Genomic DNA, 18594 nt, shown 5'->3' with positions numbered 1-18594 from the left:
TAGGAGAGAAGAAATATGACCGGAAAAGACTTATCTGTCATCTTCGGCGTCATTTTAATAGTTGCGATGTTAATCATTCCTTTCCCAACGTGGCTGTTAAGTATCCTGATTATGGTCAATATATCAATTGCACTGCTGGTGCTTTTGAACACAATGAATATGACGGAGCCATTGCAATTTTCTGTTTTTCCTTCCTTGCTGTTAATTTTAACTTTGTTTCGCCTCGGTCTCAATGTGTCCACAACCCGTGCCATCTTGTCTCATGGAGAGGCTGGGGGGGTTGTGGAGGTATTCGGTTCCTTCGTTGTCGGTGGAAATGTTGTAGTAGGGATGGTTGTCTTCTTTATTTTAGTCATCATTCAATTTGTCGTCATTACGAAAGGGTCGGAGCGTGTATCAGAAGTTGCCGCAAGGTTTACACTTGATGCGATGCCTGGGAAACAGATGAGCATCGATGCTGATTTGAACGCAGGGATGATCTCTGAACAACAGGCACGTGAACGACGTGAAAAGGTAAGCAGAGAGTCTGATTTCTACGGAGCGATGGATGGTGCCAGCAAGTTTGTTAAAGGGGATGCAATTGCTGGGATCATCATTGTGTTGATTAACCTCATTTTCGGGATCGTTATTGGTATGATGCAGCAGGGGCTAGCAATTGGCGAAGCAGCTCAACGGTACTCCTTATTGACAGTGGGAGATGGCATAGTCAGCCAGGTTCCTGCGCTGCTGATTTCAACTGCTACCGGTATAGTCGTCACTAGGGCCGCATCTGACGGGAATCTAGGTTTCGACATCACCTCCCAGCTCACAGCTTACCCAAATATGCTTTATGTTGCCGGGGGCACCATTTTCCTGCTTGGTCTGTTCACGCCGATAACAGACTTGCTGACTATTCCGTTAGCTGGGTTGTTAGTCTATGGCGGATATGCTTTTTCCCGTGTACCGGAACCTGATCAGCAACAACTCCAGGAACTGGAAGAAGATACCCAAATGGATGAAATGAAGAGTCCGGAAAGTGTCGTCAATTTGTTAAATGTCGATCCAATTGAATTCGAATTTGGTTATGGATTGATTCCGCTGGCAGACGCCAATCAAGGGGGGGACATTCTTGACCGGATAGTTATGATTCGAAGACAGCTCGCCATTGAACTGGGGCTCGTTATTCCTGTCGTCAGGATTCGTGACAATATCCAGCTTCAGCCCAATGAATATCGGCTGAAAATCAAAGGAAACGAAATGGCAAGAGGAGAATTGCTCCTCGATCACTATCTTGCCATGAGTCCTGGCATCGAGGAAGAGTCAATTGAAGGAATTGATACGGTGGAACCAAGCTTCGGCTTGCCTGCGAAGTGGATTACGGAAGAAATGAAGGAGCAGGCCGAAATTTTTGGTTATACTGTTGTCGATCCTCCTTCAGTCGTATCCACCCACATAACGGAAGTAATCAAAGCAAATGCTCACGAACTGCTTGGTCGTCAGGAGACAAAGCAGCTAATCGATCATCTGCGGGAAAGTTATCCAATATTGGTCGAGGAAGCAACGCCTAACCCTTTGTCAGTTGGAGAAATACAAAAGGTATTAAGCAAACTGCTTAAAGAAAATGTATCAATCAGAAACCTTCCGATCATCTTTGAGACGCTTGCCGATTATGGCAAGATCACAACCGATACGGATATTCTTGCTGAATATGTCCGCCAGGCGCTTGCAAGACAAATTACCAACCAGTATTCAAAAAATGAAGATAGCCTTAAGGTCATCACATTATCTGGCAGGGTAGAAAAAATGATCGCTGACGGTGTCCAGCAAACCGAACATGGAAATTATCTATCATTGGATCCAACGGTTTCCCAGGGAATTCTTGAATCGGTTGCAGCTCAGATTGAGCAGCTGAGCATAATGGAACAGACACCGATTATTCTCTGCTCGCCAGCAGTAAGGATGTATGTCCGTCAGTTGACAGAAAGATATTTTGCGCAGATCCCGGTCTTGTCCTATAACGAGCTTGAAGCAAATGTAGAAGTCCAAAGTGTCGGAGTGGTGAATCTAGAATGAAAGTAAAAAAATATACAGCTCCATCCATGCCAGAAGCAATGAAGCAGGTCAGAAAAGAGCTTGGCAATGATGCTGTGATCCTGAATTCGCGAGTTGTTCAAACAGGGGGATTTATTGGTTTCTTCAAGAAAAACAGCATAGAGGTCATTGCCGCTATTGATCCAGACACCGAGCTTGCCTCTAAACCGGTAAACTTGGATAAATCTATGAAGGAATCTCCAACATCGATAAAAACAGAACAGCGGAAAACACAGCTATTCTCCTATAAAGACCATCCGTCATCAATAGTGGAGAAAGATTTAGTAACGGAGATATCCAAGTTGAAAGACATGTTAAAGGCAGCAGGCAACACAAGCGGAATCCCGCTCCCTGCTCCTGTAAATAAGCATCTTCAACACTTAAGGGACCAGGATGTGGACCAGTCGATTGCAGAAGAATTAACTAGTATTTTATTGGAAAAATGGTATTTAAACGGAGCATCAGCAAGTGAAGGTGCAGTAGCCGAATGGAGTGGGAAAGCTATTCAGCAAAGGATGAATGGACTTTCCTTCGGCGGGGTTTCTTTCACAAAGAAATTTGTCAATGTCATTGGCCCAACAGGCGTTGGGAAAACAACTACGCTAGCGAAAATCGCTGCAGACTGCGTATTGAAGCATCAAAAAAAGGTAGCGTTTATTACCACAGATACGTATAGGATTGCAGCAATCGAGCAGTTGAAAACATATGCGAATATTCTTCATGTGCCAATCGAGGTTTGCTATACGATGGACGATTTTAAGGAAGCAACCAGCAAGCTTGCACAATATGATGTCGTATTTATTGATACAGCAGGTCGGAATTTCAGAAATCAGAAATATGTACATGATTTGAACGGTGTCATTGATTTCAGTGAGGAAATGGAAACCTTCCTTGTCTTGGCACTGACTTCAAAACAGCAGGATATGGAGGAAATACGCAAACAATTCTCGCTCATTCCTATCGACAAATTTATCTTTACCAAACTTGATGAGACTTCCGTTTACGGTTCGATGCTGAATATTGCCGAGAAATTTTCAACCGGTATTGCTTATATGACGAATGGACAGGATGTACCCGATGATTTAATCGAAGCCAGTCCTGAAATTGCAGCAAATACCATTATTGGAGCAATCCAATATGAGTGACCAGGCGGAAAAGCTAAGAAATCGGCTCCTGTCAAATATTCCAATAAAAGAAGCAAAGACGCTTGCTGTTGTGAGCGGAAAGGGAGGGGTAGGGAAATCGAACTTTTCGCTTAACTTCTCGATTTCCTTGGCAAAGCAGGGAAATCGCGTCTTGTTATTTGATCTTGATATCGGAATGGGAAACATTGAGATATTAATGGGCAAGCATTCTGCACTGTCGATAGCTGACTTTTTTGCAGGCAAAGCATTGTTGGAAGAAGTGGTTTTTCAAGGCCCACAAGGTGTGGAATATATATCTGGAGGAACTGGCTTAAGCCAGCTGATTCGGATGGATAAGGAAAGTATCGCTCATTTTACCACAAGCTTACATGATATCCTAAGAAAATATGATTATCTTATTTTGGATATGGGAGCAGGTTTAAATGAAGAAACTCTCGCCATCCTTCTCTCCGTAAACGAAATATTCGTGATTACCACAACAGAACCGACTTCCTTGATGGATGCCTACGCTACGATGAAATACATCCACCTCGCCGATTCCAGTCTGCCATTTTATCTGGTCGTTAATAGGGCAGGCTCCGTCAAGGAAGGCCAGGAAACACTGTCAAGGATTGAGAATGTGCTCGGTAAATTTTTAGGAAGGATACCGGTTAAACTCGGGATCATACTGGAAGATAAAATCGTCCAGGAAGCGGTAAAACGGCAAATTCCTTTTGTATTGCTAAATGACCGTTCACAAGCCGCAAAAGGGATGGTCCAAATTATTGAAAAATATATCAATAAAGAGAGCTACAATGCCGAAAAGAGAGATAACAGGAGTTTTACAGCTAGATTGAAGCAATTCCTTTTCGAAAGGTAGTGGTTGAGTGGCCAAGGTAAGAGTTCTCATCGTAGATGATTCAGCTTTCATGCGAAAGCTGATCAACGACTTTCTATCTGAACACCCAAAGATAGAGGTTATTGGTTTGGCGCGAAACGGTGAGGATGCAGTCAAGAAATTTCGGGAAATGCGCCCAGATGTCATAACACTTGATATCGAAATGCCCAAACTGAATGGACTTGAGGTACTCAAAATAATCATGCAGGAACGTCCTATTCCTGTTGTTATGCTTTCCAGTATGACAAAAGAAGGAGCAGATACAACACTGCAGGCGATCCAGGCAGGTGCAGTAGATTTTGTGGCAAAGCCTTCAGGTTCAATATCCGTTGATCTACATAAAGTAAAAACAGAGCTAATCCAGAAAGTGTTGTCTGCGAGTAAAGCAAATCTAGCAAAATTAAACACATATCACAAACCAAGAGCAGACAGAAAACCACTGCCCTTAGCAACAGAAACGGAAACTAAGCCGTCTGAGGTTCTCTATAGTAGAAGATTCCATAAAGAACCAAAAAAAATCGTCTGTATTGGAACTTCGACAGGAGGACCACGGGCCCTTCAGCAAGTTTTGCCATTGCTTCCAAAAGATATCGGAGTGCCAGTGCTTGTTGTCCAGCACATGCCGCCCGGTTTTACCAAATCCCTCGCCAGCAGATTGGATTCCTTGTGCCAAATTACTGTCAAGGAAGCAGAAGATGGAGAGCTGCTGCAAAAAGGGACAGCGTATATTGCCCCAGGAGGATATCATCTGGAGGTGAAGGGAGTTGGACCAGCACTGGCTATCAGCTTAAGTCTTTCCCCACCCCGAAACGGACATCGACTTTCCGTAGATGTAATGTTCGAGTCGGTCAGTTTAGTTAAAAACTATTTGAAAATCGCTGTGATAATGACAGGGATGGGTGCGGACGGAGCTAAAGGGCTGGTTGAATTAAAAAAGAATGGCATAGTAAAAGCGATTGCCGAATCTCAAGAAACTTCGATTGTCTTTGGGATGCCAAAAGCAGCGATTGCAACGAACATGGTAGATGAAGTAGCAAATGTCGATCACATTGCGGAAACAATCATGAATTATATTTAAGGCCGGAGGTGCAGAGCACATGGAATTAAATCAATATCTTGAAGTGTTTATAGAAGAAAGTAGAGAGCATTTACAGTCCTTGAATGAACAACTGTTGGAGTTGGAGAAAAATCCAGGGAATTTGTCCATCATCAATGAAATTTTCAGATCTGCCCATACTTTAAAAGGGATGTCAGCAACGATGGGGTATGAAGATCTGGCAAGTTTGACGCATCAAATGGAAAATGTTTTGGATGCAATCCGTAATAACCGGTTGCTTACGACTCCTGAAATCATCGATGTGATCTTTATGGCTGTTGATCATCTTGAGGAAATGGTTGAATCAATTGCAGCTGGAGGAGATGGGAAGAAAGACGTTTCCGAAACAGTTGAGAAGTTGAAGGCAATTGAAAACGGTGAGACAATCTCACGTTCAGCAGATGTGGAAATTGCTGCAGCTTCCACGCTAGAAGCACCTAAATCTGCTGCTAGCTACGATGAGTTTGAACTGACTGTTTTAAAGCAATCGAAAGAGCAAGGATTTGGAGTGTATGAAATTGAAATTGGACTTCGTGATGATTGCCTGCTGAAAGCCGCACGGGTGTATATGGTGTTTGAGGTGCTGGAAAAAATCGGCGAAGTGATCAAAGCAAATCCTTCAGTTGAACAGCTTGAAGAAGAACAGTTTGAAGATGAATTTTCTGTAACGATTATCACAAAGGAAAATCCAGACGATATTAAAGGCAAGATCATGAAGGTATCCGAGGTGGTAAAAACAACGGTACATCCGGTTGATTTCAGTGAGATGAACTCAGGCGTTGCCATCAAAGCTGCTGAAAAAATAATCGGTGTAGATACATCTAAATCCTTAGATACCGATGCACGTTCAATAATTACCGGAATAGAAACAGCAGCTGTCCAGGACAGCAAAACCAGTGTTAAACAGCAAACGAACAGCAGTAAGACCATTCGTGTGAACATCGAACGGCTTGATATTCTCATGAATTTATTTGAAGAATTAGTCATCGACCGCGGACGATTAGAGCAAATCTCAAAAGAATTGGACAATGGTGAACTAACTGAAACGGTAGAGCGGATGTCCAGGATTTCAGGTGATCTGCAAAACATCATCCTGAATATGAGGATGGTTCAGGTCGAGACAGTATTTAATCGGTTCCCTCGAATGATCCGTCAATTAGCGAAGGACTTGAATAAAAAGATCAATCTTGAAATCGTTGGAGCGGAAACCGAATTGGATCGTACCGTCATTGATGAAATCGGCGACCCACTCGTGCACTTACTCAGAAATTCTGTAGACCATGGCATTGAATCACCGGAAGTTCGCCGATCTAAAGGCAAAAATGAAGAAGGAACCATTGTACTGCGTGCATTTCACAGTGGAAATCATGTGTTTATTGAAATTGAAGATGATGGAGCCGGAATCAGCAAAGAAAAAGTATTGCAGAAAGCGATCAGCAAGGGAATCATTACAGAACAATCCGCTGCAGGCTTTACAGATAAACAAGCGTATGAATTGATTTTATCATCAGGTTTTTCGACTGCTGAGACTATCTCTGATATCTCAGGTCGAGGCGTCGGACTCGATGTAGTGAAAAATACTATTGAATCTCTGGGAGGCTCTATTTCGATTGACTCCAAGGAGAATGAAGGCACCATCTTCTCGATCCAGCTTCCGCTCACCTTATCCATCATTTCGGTCATGTTAGTGGAAATCCAGAAGGAGAAATTCGCTATTCCGCTGTCTTCCATCATTGAGACGGCGATTATCAAGGACACGGAAATCTTGAATGCTCACAATCAAAAAGTGATTGATTTCAGAGGCAAGGTCGTACCGCTGCTATTCCTAAAAGATATCTTCGATGTTCCTTTTGAGGGAGCGGATGATCATTTCCATTCTGTGATCATCGTTCGTAAAGGAGACAAAATGGCTGGTTTGATTGTGGATTCCTTTATTGGCCAGCAAGAGGTAGTTCTTAAATCGCTAGGAAATTACTTAACAGATGTTTTTGCAATTTCTGGAGCAACAATTCTTGGAGATGGTCAGGTAGCATTGGTCGTTGATTGCAACGCATTAATTAAATAGATATCTTGGCAGACTGATAAAGATGATATTTTAGGAGTGGTGAAAATGGCTGAAGACTTGATTTCGGATTTGAAAGTGATCGTCTTCCAATTGAATCAAAAAGAATATGCAATTCCTGTTAGTCAGGTTAGATCGATTGAAAAGATTATCCATATCACGAGAGTGCCACATGTGAATCCATTCGTGAAAGGGGTTATCAACCTTCGGGGAGTCGTCACTCCGCTATTGGATTTACGGGTCAGGTTTGGGATGGAAGAACAAAGTTATTCAGACAGCACTCGCGTCATTATTGTTGGGGATGAGGAGAAGGAGGCAGGGCTGATTGTTGATGGAGCAAATGATGTGATTGATATTCCGTCAAGCATGATCGAACCAGCTCCAGAAGTGGTAGGCATTGCTGCAGAAGGATTTATCAAAGGTGTTGCAAATCTTCATAGAAGGTTATTAATTTTGATAGATTTGGATAAGATTCTTCTGTCCGACGTTAGAAAAGCTTTATAGGCGGAAAGGGACGGGTTATGACTTTTCTAAAAAGCATTTTGGATATACACCTGGACATATTAAAAGAGGTTGGAAACATAGGAGCCGGCCATGCTGCAACCGCCTTATCTACCATTATGAACAAAAAAATTGATATGAGAGTCCCTAGTGTCAGGGTCGTATCCTTCGACGAAGTGATGGAATTAGCAGGAGGTGCAGACAATGTGGTAGCGAGCGTATTCCTGCGGATTGAGGGGGAGGCTCCGGGGAGTATGTTTTTCATCCTTCCTCTTCCTCAGGCAGAGAAATATATCCGCCAGCTAACAAAAAACGAGACATTCTCCTTCAAGAATGAACAGGACAATGAGCTGGCATTGTCAGCACTTCAGGAATTAGGAAATATTCTATCCGGTTCCTATCTCTCTTCTTTGTCCGATTTTACAAAGTTGAGCATGTATCCTTCCGTTCCTGCTCTTAGTATTGATATGGTTGGGGCAATCGTCAGTTTTGGCCTGTTGGAACTATCACAGGTAAGTGATTACGCGATCGTGATCGATACGGCACTGGATGAAGAAGATGCCGAGTTGCCAGAAAGTGTGAGAGGGCATTTCTTTTTAATGCCCGACCCGAATTCTTTCCATATCATTTTTTCTGCTCTAGGAGTAAAGATTGATGCATAAAACAGCAGAAATCATTAAAGTTGGAATTGCCGATATGAATATTGCGAAAGTACCTGATTTGATCAGAACAACTGGCCTGGGATCCTGTGTTGGAGTGGTTTTGTTTGATCAGCGGGCAGAATTAGCTGGCTTGGCTCATGTTATGCTCCCGGATTCATCGTTTTCCCGAGCCGAACCTCTGAATAAGGCGAAATTTGCCGATACAGCAATCAAAGAACTTTTAGAAGTCATGATTCAATCAGGTGCAAAACAGGTAAGCATAAAAGCAAAGATTGCCGGTGGCGCCCAGATGTTCCAATTTTCAGGCAGCAGTGACATGATGAGAATTGGACCACGGAATGTAGAGGCAGTTTTACAGCAAATAAAAGAACTTCGCATTCCACTAATAGCCCAAGATGTAGGCGGCAATAGCGGCAGAACGATTGAATTCGATCCGAAGACCGGTTTACTGCAAATCAGGACTGTGAACAAAGGAAATAGTGTGATTTAATTTTTTGACAACTAGAAAGAGGCGTTATGCGCGTGAGGAGGTTGACAATGGTGCGAGGATCCACTTCGGAAGAACAGATTATATGGGATAAATGGATACAATCCCGAGATCCGGATGCGGGGAATATGCTGATAAAAAAATATATGCCACTTGTTTCCTACCATGTGCAAAGAATCTCCGTAAGTCTTCCAAAAAGTGTTTCTAGAGATGATTTAAGAAGCTTAGGACTGATAGGATTGTATGATGCCTTGGAAAAATTTGATCCAAACAGGGATCTTAAGTTTGATACCTATTCTTCCTTTCGGATTCGTGGGGCAATTTTGGATGGATTAAGAAAGGAAGATTGGCTTCCAAGAAGTACTCGAGAAAAAGCAAAAAAAATAGATGCAGCGATCGAGAGACTCGAACAGCGTTTCATGCGAAATGCAACCATCGGAGAAATCGCCAGTGAACTGAATATGGAGGAAACGGACATATACACAACGATAAATGAACATTTTTTCGCGAATGTCCTCTCAATAGATGAACATCCAAATGAAAATGAGGAACGTGACAATCAGTCATTTGTGATCAAGGATGAAAAAGCGGAGGTCCCTGAGGAAAAACTAGTCAAATCTGAGCTTTTGGAAGAAGTAGCTGAAAAGATTTCAAAATTGAATGATAAAGAACAACTTGTACTGAGCTTGTTTTACAAAGAAGAATTAACGTTAACGGAAATTGGGCAAGTCATGAATTTATCTACTTCAAGGATTTCACAAATACATTCAAAGGCAATTTTTAAATTGAGAAAATGGCTGGAATCAGCATGATAGAAGGCAGGAGATGGATGTGGCGACGGATTTTATAGTGAAGATTTCCAATGACAGGCTTTCAGCAGTACTAGAAATCAATAACTCAATCCACGAGATGGAACGTTCAGTATCTGTTCGGGAATTACAGAGTGTCCTCGAAAAAGAAACGATTGCGTTCGGTATTAAAATGGACATTTTAGAACAAATTTCCAAAGATCCTACTTCTATTAAAGATCCTGTCCTCATTGCGACTGGAATGCAAAAAGTAGATGGAGAAGATGCCTATTTGCGCAATGAACTTGAACAATCTAGTATGCTGGAACAGAAAGTGCTTCATTTCCGTTCCGTTATGCATATTCCTTCCGTAAAAAAAGGTCAGTTGCTGGCAAGTATTATTCCTGCTGTGAAGGGAACGCCTGGGAAGGACGTGACGGGCAGAGTCCTTCCGGCAAAGCACGGACGGCCCCTAAGAGTACGAGCAGGAAATAATGTACGATTGGAGACTGGAAAATTTTATGCTGAATGTGATGGACAGGTTAGCATCACGCAGAAATCCATTTCCGTTAATCCTGTTTATGAGGTAAAAGGGGATCTTGATCTTAAAACAGGAAATTTAGAATTTGTAGGAAATATCGTCATAAAAGGCAATGTTCCTAGCGGTTATGAGCTGAAGGCCGGCGGGGATATTATCGTCGAGGGGCTTGTGGAAGCTGCCAATCTCCAGGCAGGAGGGAGTATTGTTATTAAAGGCGGAATCGCCGGAGCGATGAAGGGCAGGATTATCGCTGGCGGGAATGTATTTGCCTATTACCTTAATCAGGCAAATATCAAAGCAGGGCAGGATATCATTATTAAGTCATCCGTTCTTCACAGTAAATTGACAGCTGGAGGAAATGTAGACTGCCAAAATGGAACCATTATTGGGGGGACGATTTCGGCAGGACGGAACATTTCAGTCAAGGAATTGGGAAATGAGCTTTTTACCAAAACCGAGTTAGCTGTGGGTTGGGATCCGCTGCTGGAAAAAACGGAACAGGAAACGATTGCCGCAATCGAAACAGCAAAAGAGAACATTAGGAAACTGACAGAAATCGAGGAGAAACTCGGTGAAATTGGCAGGCGTGCAGGTTCCTTGACAGATGAGCAGAAGCAAATGATAGCAAAACAGCGAAATACAAGGCTGCAAGTGGAAGAATCCTTATTGGAACTTTTGACTAACCTCGAGTTATTGCAACTAGAGAAACAAGATCGGTTGAATTCCTGCTTAACTGTTCATGATCAAGTATTCCCCAATACGAAGATGTTTTTCGGCAAGTACACCTTCATGACAAATCAACTATACAAGAAGGTGTATTTCGGTCTTGAGAATAGTGAGATTTCGATTCATCCTATAGTAAAAGTTGAACTCTCGAACATTAGGAAGTGACAAGATGAGCCTCAAAGCAATCGAAATGCAGATTGCTCTTCCTAGGACACAGGATGCCGGCAAAATTCAAGAGCAACTCCAACAGCGGGGACAGCATCTTCAGGAACATGCCGTAAAAATGGTGACGAAGGAAGAGGATTTAACACGTAATACCGTAGTGAAAAACAACCAAAAGCAGGAAGCCCGCTTAAATAAAGAGGGTAGTCACCAAGGCGATCAAGAGCAAAAAAACAGAGAAAACCATGAGAATAAGGATGATGAGATTGTCCAGCAACACCACCCATATAAAGGGAAGGTGATTGATTACAGCGGATAGAGGGATATTTATGACCACTTTTCTACTACTCTTAACTTTAATACTGAACATGGCAACAATTTTCGCCATTATTGTATTATACTTACGGCAAAATCGACTTGTGGAAACAGAAAGAAAGCAAGAGAAAATCATCAGTGAAATCGATGAAATTTTTTCAGCATATCTATTGGAATGGAAGGAAGAGAATGATAAGTTTCTTAAGTTGATAACGAATGCCAATATGCCAGTAAATCAAGGAAAAGCGGACAAGCCTGCTGAAAAAACAGATATAGGTTCACAGAAAGACCCCGAAGCAGTAATCCGCGAAATTCAACAACCCCACACCCGTAAAGGGATCTCTTATCATGCAGCAAGACAGGCTTACCAAGCTGGTGTACCCATCAAACACTCAGAGATAGAAGGCGTGACTGCGGGTTCAGAAGAAACAAAGGAAGTTAGTTTAATGGATCAGGTCACAACAATGAAACAGCAAGGGCTGACAATCGAAGAAATAGCAAGGAAGCTGAATAAAGGGAAAACAGAAATAGAACTTTTGCTTAAATTTCGGCCAAATAGGCAGGAATAACTTGATTGTCAGTTTTATTTATGCTATATTATCTCATGGTGTTAATACACACGTTCAATGATTTGGCCAGATGGTGCTGCCGAGGCAGTCCTGGCTGAAGATGAGTTGGACGGAGGAAATCAAAACCATTAGGAGGAAACAAAATGTCAGTAATTTCTATGAAGCAACTGCTTGAAGCTGGTGTACACTTCGGTCACCAGACTCGCCGTTGGAACCCTAAGATGAAGAAGTATATCTTCACTGAGCGTAACGGCATCTACATCATCGACCTTCAGAAGACTGTTAAGAAGGTTGAAGAAGCATACAACTACGTGAAGGAGCTAGCTGGCAACGGCGGTACGGTTCTTTTCGTTGGTACAAAGAAACAAGCTCAAGATTCTGTAAAAGAAGAAGCAGCTCGTTCTGGTATGTATTATGTAAACCAACGCTGGTTGGGCGGTACATTAACAAATTTTGAAACAATCCAAAAGCGGATTTCTCGTCTTAAGAATATCGAAAGAATGTCTGAAGATGGAACTTTTGAAGTTCTTCCTAAGAAAGAAGTCGTGCAGTTGAAGAAAGAGCAAGAGCGTTTAGAAAAGTTTTTGGGCGGTATCAAGGATATGAAGGGCCTTCCAGATGCTCTTTTCATCATTGACCCACGCAAAGAGCGCATCGCTGTTGCGGAAGCACGCAAATTGAACATTCCAATCGTTGGAATCGTTGATACAAACTGTGATCCAGACGAAATTGACGTCGTTATCCCTGCGAACGATGACGCGATTCGCGCGGTTAAATTGCTTACATCTAAAATGGCTGATGCGATTATTGAAGCGAAACAAGGCGAAGAAACTACTGAAGCTGTAGAAGCTTAATTTACAAAAAGGTGATATAGGGAGGCGCCCTTTATCACCTTTTTTTAAGATGTATATATCCCAAATGATTCCATTGGAGTTTATATTGGCGAAATCTAGTTAAAATAAAGTATAGTTACATAAAACCTGAGATTTTAGGAGGATTTTTCATTATGACAATTACTGCACAAATGGTTAAAGAATTGCGCGAAAAAACTGGCGCAGGTATGATGGATTGCAAAAAGGCGCTTCAGGAAACAAATGGGGATATGGACCAGGCAATCGATTACCTGCGTGAAAAAGGAATCGCTAAGGCTGCAAAAAAAGCTGACCGCATCGCTGCTGAAGGTACCACTTATATTCTTGCAGAAGGCAACGAAGCTGTCATTCTTGAAGTGAACTCTGAAACAGACTTTGTAGCAAAGAACGAGGGTTTCCAAGTCCTTGTTAAAGAAATTGCTGAGCATTTATTAAAGAATAAGCCGGCATCGGTGGAAGAAGCGAACGCTCAAACAATGGAAAATGGCGATACTGTTGAAACTCGCATTAGCAATGCAATTGCAAAAATAGGGGAAAAGCTTTCCCTTCGCCGCTTTGAAGTGAAAGCTAAGACTGATAACGATGCATTCGGTGCATACCTTCACATGGGAGGACGAATTGCCGTACTATCTGTTTTGGAAGGAACTACTGACGAAACAGCTGCTAAGGATGTTTCTATGCACATCGCTGCATTAAACCCTAAATACGTTTCACGCGACGAAGTATCTCAAGAAGAAGTGGAGCATGAGCGTCAAGTTCTTACTCAACAGGCACTGAATGAAGGCAAGCCAGAAAATATTGTTGCCAAAATGGTTGAAGGCCGCCTTAGCAAATATTTTGAAGATGTTTGTGTTCTTGATCAGCCATTCGTTAAGAATCCTGACCAAAAAGTGCGCCAATTCGTTGAATCAAAAGGCGGAACTCTTCGTGAATTTACTCGTTACGAAGTAGGCGAAGGCATTGAAAAGCGTGAAGACAACTTTGCTGAAGAAGTAATGAACCAGGTAAACAAGAAATAATTTTTACTTGCGTATGTAATGGCAGGGAACACTACAGTGTTCCCTGTTTTTGGACATAGCTTTACTAGGGCTTTTCCTATTTATTCTTGCAAAGGAAAAGCCTGAAACTACATATGGAGGTACCCTATGACGAGTCCTAAATACAAAAGAGTTGTTTTAAAGTTAAGTGGAGAAGCGTTAGCCGGAGAACAAGGATTTGGCATCAATCCGACGGTAATCAAAAATGTTGCAGACCAGGTAAAGGAAATTGCGGAATTGGATGTAGAAATCGCTGTAGTCGTTGGCGGAGGGAATATCTGGAGAGGTAAAATCGGTGAAGAAATGGGAATGGACAGGGCGACGGCAGACTATATGGGTATGCTTGCCACTGTCATGAATTCTCTGTCATTGCAGGACAGTTTGGAACAAGCCGGAATCGAGACAAGGGTACAAACTTCCATTGAAATGCGTCAAGTTGCCGAACCGTATATCAGAAGAAGGGCAATCAGACATCTTGAGAAAAAACGCGTCGTCATTTTTGCTGCCGGAACGGGAAATCCGTACTTCTCCACGGATACTACTGCTGCATTGCGGGCTGCAGAGATCGAAGCAGATGTGATCCTTATGGCAAAGAATAATGTTGATGGTGTATACTCTGCAGATCCACGCGTTGATAAGCAAGCGACTAAATACGAAGAGCTTTCTTATTTAGATGTGTTGAAAGAAGGTCTAACTGTTATGGATTCAACTGCTTCATCGCTTTGTATGGACAATGATATTCCATTAATTGTATTCTCCATCTTGGAGAAGGGGAATATCAAACGAGCAGTAATGGGTGAAACAATCGGAACAATTGTGAGGGGGAAAAACTAATGCCAAAACAAGCAATTGCCAATGTGAAAGAAAGAATGTCAAAAGCGATCCAGGCTTTTACCCGCGAACTTGCCAGCATCCGTGCAGGCAGAGCCAATGCCTCTCTTTTAGACAGGATTCAGGTGGATTATTATGGTGCGCCCACACCCGTCAATCAGCTTGCCGGCATCTCTGTACCGGAAGCTCGTCTTTTGATCATCCAGCCGTATGATAGGTCGATCCTCGGCGAGATTGAGAAAGCTATCTTGAAATCCGATTTAGGATTGAATCCTTCTAATGATGGATCGATCATTAGAATCGCGATTCCTCAGTTAACAGAAGAACGGCGCAAAGAGCTTGCCAAACTTGTGAAAAAAGAAGCGGAAGAAGCAAAAGTTGCTGTTCGTAACATCCGCCGGGATGGCAATGAAGATTTAAAGAAGTTAGAGAAAAGTGGAGAAATCACTGAAGATGCCCATCGTGGGTATTCAGACGATATTCAGAAGCTTACAGATGAGCATATCGCTAAAATCGATCAGATTGCGAAAGACAAAGAAAAAGAGATCATGGAAGTTTAACGTCAGTGATCATCGAAACCCTCTGTTTTCCAGGGGGTTTTTTCGCTATCAAATGGGCCGCCAACGGAATAGTAGGGAAGCGGCCATTTGTCATTTTAAAAAAGTACATAAAAAGAATGAGTTTACGATAACGGTTTGAATGATAGAATATAATAATATTAGCCGTTTTATTCTGTTTTTTCTTTGAATAACATAATCTGTCTATAAGGCTGCTATTGGCCTGGAACCTGATTCAACATAATATCATGCTTTAGTCCATCCGTTTATAGAGATATCTTGGTTCTTTTTTGGTATGATAGTGGCATATGGAAATGAAAGAGAGAAGAACAGGATTACTCTATGGCTTTTCGTGAGCAGTCCAGCTTCAGCACCAAACGTTCTTAGGGAATGTCACCCCCATGATTGGTGCTAAAGATAATCTTTTAGGGGAGCTGTCACAATGTTAAATAAATTGAATCCATGGAAGAAGGATCCTAGCCCATCCGATTTCCAAGAACGTCTACTAAAAATAAAAGAACATCAAGTTCCGGCTCATATAGCGATTATCATGGATGGAAACGGACGCTGGGCTAGTAAACGCGCATTGCCGCGTGTAGCTGGTCATCATGAAGGAATGAAGGTTGTCCGAAAAATAACCAAGCTGGCCAATGAACTTGGAATAAAAACGCTGACTGTATATGCTTTCTCTACAGAGAACTGGAAAAGACCGAAATTGGAAGTCGATTTTCTCATGAAACTTCCGGAAGAATTTCTCGGCACCTTCCTTCCTGAATTGGTTGAAGAAAATGTCCGGGTTGAAATGATTGGATACATGGATAAGCTTCCCGAGCATACAAGAAAAGCCGTTGAAAAAGCGATGGATGATACAAAGGATAATACCGGCCTTGTACTGAATTTTGCGCTTAATTATGGTAGCAGGGCGGAAATTTTAGATGGTGTCAAAAGGGTCATTGAAGATGTGAGAACCGGTAAGATTTCAGAAGACGATTTAACAGAAGATGCCTTTTCCTCCTACTTAATGACAAGGGAGATGAATGATCCTGATTTACTGATCAGGACAAGCGGAGAAATCCGTTTGAGCAATTTTATGCTTTGGCAGCTTGCCTATACGGAGTTCTGGTTCACTGACGTACTTTGGCCTGATTTTAACGAAGAGCATTTAATCGAAGCAATCGAAGCATTCCAGGGCCGCCAGCGGCGTTTTGGAGGAGTTTAAAAAAGGTGTGAAAAAGTAAATGAAGCAAAGAATCATTACAGCAGTGATCGCTGCAGCTATTTTTCTTCCAATCGTTATTTTCGGAGGCTGGCCATTTATCGCAATGGTATATATAATAGCATCTATTGGATTATATGAAGCGCTGAAAATGAAGAAATTAACCCTTTACTCGATCCCGGGGTTTCTATCCCTGGTGCTATTATGGATTTTCCTGATTCCCAGCCAGTACAGCGGCTTTCTAAAGGAGATTGATTATACCAAAGTGGAAATCTTCTTTCTTGGAGTGCTTTTGCTTTTGGCTTATACGGTCATTTCAAAGAATCGCTTTTCCTATGAAGATGTTGCCTTTTCGATAATGTCTATTCTTTACGTAGGGCTTGGTTTTTACTTTTTCATTGAAACCCGAGATGCAAATCTAATCTATGTGTTTTATTCGTTATTCATCATTTGGGCTACCGATTCGGGAGCATATTTTATCGGTAGGGCAATTGGCAAGCATAAGCTTTGGCCGGAAATCAGCCCGAATAAAACAACAGAGGGCTTTTTTGGCGGTGTAGCATCGGCACTTGTCGTTGCACTTTTGTTTAGTATACTCGGTGATATGGAGGTATCAGTCATCATCCTGCTGGCAGCTACAGCCTTTTTATCTATTTTTGGTCAAATAGGCGATCTTGTCGAATCCGCGCTAAAACGCTATTATCATATAAAAGACTCAGGGAACATCCTTCCTGGACATGGCGGTATGCTGGACAGATTTGACAGTCTGCTGTTTGTTTGGCCGTTAATCCATTTACTACATTTGCTGTGATTGATTTTTACCGGTGAAAGGGGCTTAGCAAGCATGATCGGCCGGATGAATACATCTTCCCGATATTAGGAGTGAAAGAATTGTGAAAAGAATTAGCTTGTTGGGTGCAACAGGATCAATTGGGATCCAAACACTCGAAGTGATCAGGGAGCATCCTGAGGAGTTCGAACTCGTTTCCATGTCTGCGGGCCGGAACATTGTGCTCTGCAGGAAAATCATCCATGAGTTTCAGCCAGAACTAGTTTCGGTACAGGAAAAAGAGGATGCCGACCGGTTAAAGTCAGAATTTTCATCAGTTAAAATAGTGTATGGACTTCAGGGTCTTGAAGCAGCAGCAGTTTTCGATAAGGCTGATGTTCTAGTCAATGCAGTGCTTGGAAGTGTAGGATTGAAGCCAACACTAGAAGCAATTCGATCAGGCAAAACGATCGCAATTGCCAATAAGGAAACACTTGTCACTGCTGGTCATATTGTTATGGAGGAAGCAATACGAAATAACGTGACGATCTTGCCAGTGGACAGTGAGCACTCAGCAATCTTTCAGGCACTGCAGGGTGAGAAAGAAAAGAATATCGAACGAATCATCCTTACAGCCTCGGGTGGAAGCTTTAGGGACCGGACAAGAGAAGAATTGCATGGGGTGACAAAATCAGCTGCTTTGAACCATCCGAATTGGTCGATGGGAGCAAAAATAACGATTGATTCCGCGACTATGATGAACAAAGGCTTAGAGGTTATCGAAGCGCATTGGCTATTTTCTCTTCCATATGATGCCATTTCGGTTCTGCTCCATCAAGAGAGTATTATCCATTCGATGGTAGAGTTTCATGATACTAGCATCATCGCCCAACTCGGTACGCCGAATATGAAAGTGCCGATTCAGTATGCTCTTACCTACCCAGACCGGCTGCCGCTTTTGTCAGGAAAGAGATTGAACCTGTCTGAAATCGGAAGCCTTCACTTTAAGGATATGGACTTGAACCGATTCCGCTGCCTGAAATTTGCTTATGATGCCGGTCGGGCAGGGGGAACGATGCCTGCGGTGATGAATGCGGCAAATGAAGCCGCGGTTGCTGCCTTTTTACAGGACAGAATCTCTTTTCTCCAAATTGAAGACTTAATAGAGAAAGCAATGGAACATCATATCATCATAGGAACTCCTGACCTCGAAACCATTCAAGAGGCGGACAGAGAGACAAGAAACTATGTGAATTCGGTAATATAAAAGAGAGTTTTACAAAGTTGATTTTATCCTTAAAAAAGGTGGTT

General features: G+C 42.4%; 19 protein-coding genes. All 19 read left to right on the top strand.

The window, feature by feature from the left end:
* Positions 1–15: 15 nt before the first annotated feature.
* The 19 genes from flhA (at position 16) to UB32_RS13255 (ending at position 18550) form a co-directional block, all read left to right on the top strand.
* A complete protein-coding gene (flhA, locus tag UB32_RS13345; protein ID WP_044394453.1) occupies positions 16–2052 on the top strand; it encodes a flagellar biosynthesis protein FlhA in 2037 nt (678 codons plus the stop codon).
* The gene (flhF, locus tag UB32_RS13340) at positions 2049–3215 is read left to right on the top strand and encodes a flagellar biosynthesis protein FlhF (RefSeq protein ID WP_044394452.1); all 1167 of its coding nucleotides are present in this window, start codon (positions 2049–2051) and stop codon (positions 3213–3215) included. The genes flhA and flhF overlap by 4 nt, the downstream gene beginning before the upstream one ends.
* Complete coding sequence (locus UB32_RS13335) at positions 3208–4074, top strand: MinD/ParA family protein (RefSeq protein WP_044394451.1); 867 nt, start codon at positions 3208–3210, stop codon at positions 4072–4074. Before flhF ends, UB32_RS13335 begins: the two co-directional genes overlap by 8 nt.
* 7 nt (positions 4075–4081) lie before the next feature.
* Positions 4082–5170 carry a protein-glutamate methylesterase/protein-glutamine glutaminase gene (locus UB32_RS13330; protein ID WP_084221841.1) on the top strand — a complete coding sequence of 363 codons (1089 nt, stop codon included), beginning with the start codon at positions 4082–4084 and terminating at the stop codon, positions 5168–5170.
* Between the two features lie 19 nt (positions 5171–5189).
* Entirely contained in the window at positions 5190–7253 is a 2064-nt protein-coding gene (locus UB32_RS13325; protein ID WP_044394450.1) for a chemotaxis protein CheA, read from the top strand.
* 45 nt (positions 7254–7298) lie between these two features.
* A complete protein-coding gene (locus UB32_RS13320; RefSeq protein ID WP_044394449.1) occupies positions 7299–7754 on the top strand; it encodes a chemotaxis protein CheW in 456 nt (151 codons plus the stop codon).
* A gap of 17 nt (positions 7755–7771) precedes the next feature.
* Positions 7772–8413, top strand: a complete 642-nt coding sequence (locus UB32_RS13315) for a chemotaxis protein CheC (RefSeq protein WP_044394448.1) — start codon at positions 7772–7774, stop codon at positions 8411–8413.
* Positions 8406–8903, top strand: a complete 498-nt coding sequence (locus tag UB32_RS13310; protein WP_044394446.1) for a chemotaxis protein CheD — start codon at positions 8406–8408, stop codon at positions 8901–8903. Before UB32_RS13315 ends, UB32_RS13310 begins: the two co-directional genes overlap by 8 nt.
* Before the next feature lie 47 nt (positions 8904–8950).
* Complete coding sequence (locus tag UB32_RS13305) at positions 8951–9712, top strand: FliA/WhiG family RNA polymerase sigma factor (RefSeq protein ID WP_044394445.1); 762 nt, start codon at positions 8951–8953, stop codon at positions 9710–9712.
* Between the two features lie 13 nt (positions 9713–9725).
* Positions 9726–11120 carry a DUF342 domain-containing protein gene (locus tag UB32_RS13300; protein WP_044394444.1) on the top strand — a complete coding sequence of 465 codons (1395 nt, stop codon included), beginning with the start codon at positions 9726–9728 and terminating at the stop codon, positions 11118–11120.
* A 4-nt stretch (positions 11121–11124) separates the two neighbouring features.
* Positions 11125–11436 carry a hypothetical protein gene (locus UB32_RS13295; RefSeq protein ID WP_044394443.1) on the top strand — a complete coding sequence of 104 codons (312 nt, stop codon included), beginning with the start codon at positions 11125–11127 and terminating at the stop codon, positions 11434–11436.
* A gap of 10 nt (positions 11437–11446) precedes the next feature.
* Positions 11447–12001, top strand: a complete 555-nt coding sequence (locus tag UB32_RS13290; protein ID WP_044394442.1) for a hypothetical protein — start codon at positions 11447–11449, stop codon at positions 11999–12001.
* 143 nt (positions 12002–12144) lie between these two features.
* A complete protein-coding gene (gene rpsB, locus UB32_RS13285) occupies positions 12145–12855 on the top strand; it encodes a 30S ribosomal protein S2 (protein WP_041967225.1) in 711 nt (236 codons plus the stop codon).
* 152 nt (positions 12856–13007) lie between these two features.
* Positions 13008–13892 (top strand): translation elongation factor Ts, encoded by an 885-nt coding sequence (gene tsf / locus UB32_RS13280; RefSeq protein ID WP_044394441.1) that lies wholly within the window; start codon positions 13008–13010, stop codon positions 13890–13892.
* A gap of 126 nt (positions 13893–14018) precedes the next feature.
* A complete protein-coding gene (pyrH, locus tag UB32_RS13275; protein WP_044394440.1) occupies positions 14019–14744 on the top strand; it encodes a UMP kinase in 726 nt (241 codons plus the stop codon).
* A complete protein-coding gene (frr, locus tag UB32_RS13270) occupies positions 14744–15301 on the top strand; it encodes a ribosome recycling factor (protein WP_044394439.1) in 558 nt (185 codons plus the stop codon). Before pyrH ends, frr begins: the two co-directional genes overlap by 1 nt.
* 439 nt (positions 15302–15740) lie before the next feature.
* Entirely contained in the window at positions 15741–16517 is a 777-nt protein-coding gene (locus UB32_RS13265) for an isoprenyl transferase (protein ID WP_044394438.1), read from the top strand.
* Positions 16518–16536: 19 nt separating this feature from the next.
* Positions 16537–17325, top strand: a complete 789-nt coding sequence (locus tag UB32_RS13260; protein WP_044394437.1) for a phosphatidate cytidylyltransferase — start codon at positions 16537–16539, stop codon at positions 17323–17325.
* Between the two features lie 82 nt (positions 17326–17407).
* Positions 17408–18550 (top strand): 1-deoxy-D-xylulose-5-phosphate reductoisomerase, encoded by a 1143-nt coding sequence (locus UB32_RS13255; RefSeq protein ID WP_044394436.1) that lies wholly within the window; start codon positions 17408–17410, stop codon positions 18548–18550.
* The last annotated feature ends 44 nt before the right edge of the window (positions 18551–18594 follow it).

The organism is Mesobacillus subterraneus (genome assembly GCF_000934845.1).
Lineage (GTDB): Bacteria > Bacillota > Bacilli > Bacillales > Cytobacillaceae > Mesobacillus > Mesobacillus stamsii.
The sequence above is the reverse complement of the archived record's forward strand: the minus strand, read 5'-3'. Positions and strand labels throughout refer to the sequence as shown.

Excerpts from the sequence above, each read along its gene's own strand:
- flhA (WP_044394453.1), top strand. The coding sequence starts at position 16 with ATGACCGGAAAAGACTTATCTGTCATCTTCGGCGTCATTTTAATAGTT.
- flhF (WP_044394452.1), top strand. The coding sequence starts at position 2,049 with ATGAAAGTAAAAAAATATACAGCTCCATCCATGCCAGAAGCAATGAAG.
- UB32_RS13335 (WP_044394451.1), top strand. The coding sequence starts at position 3,208 with ATGAGTGACCAGGCGGAAAAGCTAAGAAATCGGCTCCTGTCAAATATT.
- UB32_RS13325 (WP_044394450.1), top strand. The coding sequence starts at position 5,190 with ATGGAATTAAATCAATATCTTGAAGTGTTTATAGAAGAAAGTAGAGAG.
- UB32_RS13320 (WP_044394449.1), top strand. The coding sequence starts at position 7,299 with ATGGCTGAAGACTTGATTTCGGATTTGAAAGTGATCGTCTTCCAATTG.
- UB32_RS13315 (WP_044394448.1), top strand. The coding sequence starts at position 7,772 with ATGACTTTTCTAAAAAGCATTTTGGATATACACCTGGACATATTAAAA.
- UB32_RS13310 (WP_044394446.1), top strand. The coding sequence starts at position 8,406 with ATGCATAAAACAGCAGAAATCATTAAAGTTGGAATTGCCGATATGAAT.
- UB32_RS13305 (WP_044394445.1), top strand. The coding sequence starts at position 8,951 with ATGGTGCGAGGATCCACTTCGGAAGAACAGATTATATGGGATAAATGG.
- UB32_RS13300 (WP_044394444.1), top strand. The coding sequence starts at position 9,726 with ATGGATGTGGCGACGGATTTTATAGTGAAGATTTCCAATGACAGGCTT.
- UB32_RS13295 (WP_044394443.1), top strand. The coding sequence starts at position 11,125 with ATGAGCCTCAAAGCAATCGAAATGCAGATTGCTCTTCCTAGGACACAG.
- UB32_RS13290 (WP_044394442.1), top strand. The coding sequence starts at position 11,447 with ATGACCACTTTTCTACTACTCTTAACTTTAATACTGAACATGGCAACA.
- rpsB (WP_041967225.1), top strand. The coding sequence starts at position 12,145 with ATGTCAGTAATTTCTATGAAGCAACTGCTTGAAGCTGGTGTACACTTC.
- tsf (WP_044394441.1), top strand. The coding sequence starts at position 13,008 with ATGACAATTACTGCACAAATGGTTAAAGAATTGCGCGAAAAAACTGGC.
- pyrH (WP_044394440.1), top strand. The coding sequence starts at position 14,019 with ATGACGAGTCCTAAATACAAAAGAGTTGTTTTAAAGTTAAGTGGAGAA.
- frr (WP_044394439.1), top strand. The coding sequence starts at position 14,744 with ATGCCAAAACAAGCAATTGCCAATGTGAAAGAAAGAATGTCAAAAGCG.
- UB32_RS13265 (WP_044394438.1), top strand. The coding sequence starts at position 15,741 with ATGTTAAATAAATTGAATCCATGGAAGAAGGATCCTAGCCCATCCGAT.
- UB32_RS13260 (WP_044394437.1), top strand. The coding sequence starts at position 16,537 with ATGAAGCAAAGAATCATTACAGCAGTGATCGCTGCAGCTATTTTTCTT.